The sequence below is a fragment of the Acinetobacter sp. 228 genome (assembly GCF_048147885.1).
The window spans coordinates 1-1,142 of the sequence record NZ_JAYWYV010000467.1 but is presented as its reverse complement, the minus strand read 5'-3'; the positions used below and the strand labels follow the sequence as shown (position 1 = coordinate 1,142).

Genomic DNA, 1,142 nt, shown 5'->3' with positions numbered 1-1,142 from the left:
ACAGAGACCTTTGAGCAGCAAGTTTATGACGATTTTGGAATGCCAGATAAGAAATCAGGCTTGGACCATGTTGGAGATGCTGGCGGATATCCTCTTGCTAAACGCTTCCCGATTATTCGTCCTGCAAGATCACTAGATATAGGAATGGTTTACTAATGCCAGTTAATACTGAACATCAAGCTTATGCAGACATGAAAAAGCGTTGGGAAACTATCGACGATGTCTGTGATGGTTCTGCCAAAGTGAAAAAACGTGGCGAACTTTATTTACCAAAACCCAATGTATCGTCTGACTTAACGCAGAATGATCAATATTATTTGGCTTACTTAACCCGTGCTGTGTTTTATGAGATTTCTAAGGACACATTAAACAAGATGGTCGGCGTTGTATTTGCTGAGGATCCAACATTCGAACCAGATGGAATGGATTTTCTTAAATACGATGCAGATGGTACAGGTAAGTCAATTTACCAAGTTGCACAATCTGCCTTGCAAGGTCAGCTTAAACATGCACGTGGTGGTTTATTTGTTGATTATCCAACTACTGACGGCAATGTGTCTGTGCAGCAGGCAGAGAGCTTAGGCATTCGGCCAACGATCGTTTTTTATGAGTCGTTGAGTATTATCAATTGGAGTCTAAAGCGAGTTGGTTCGGTCTATAAGCCTGAACTTATTGTCTTGCATGAGAAGACTACGGAAAAGGATCCAGAAGACGAATTCTCTAAGAAAGAAATCAATATTTATCGCGTACTTCGACTTGATAAAAACAATGAATATAACGTTCAAGTTTATACAGATAAGTCAGGAGAACTACAGGGCGGGGATATCTTTTATCCAACGAATTCATTAGGCCAAAGATGGAATGAAATTCCTTTTATTCCTTTGGGGTCTTTGGCTAATGATTGGAATATTGACCCGATCCCATTAGAACCAATTGTCACAATGAACCTAGCCCATTATCAGAACAGCGCAAGCTATGAAGAAATGGTTTTTATCTGTGGGCAAGCTCAACCCGTTATTAATGAACTTGATGAAGGTTGGCGAGATTGGTTACAGAAAAATGGAATGCGGTTAGGTTCTAAGAATCCTTTAATGCTTCCGAAAGGTTCATCATTTGATTACAAGCAAGTAACTGAAAGTACC

General features: G+C 39.9%; 1 protein-coding gene and 1 pseudogene. Both read left to right on the top strand.

Features of this window, described 5'->3' with window-relative positions:
- Positions 1-156: pseudogene (locus VXQ92_RS19910) on the top strand (terminase); the annotation flags it as partial.
- Positions 156-1,142 (top strand): DUF4055 domain-containing protein (locus tag VXQ92_RS19905; RefSeq protein WP_416682953.1); only part of this gene is annotated, 987 nt, incomplete at its 3' end. The pseudogene VXQ92_RS19910 and the gene VXQ92_RS19905, both read left to right, overlap by 1 nt.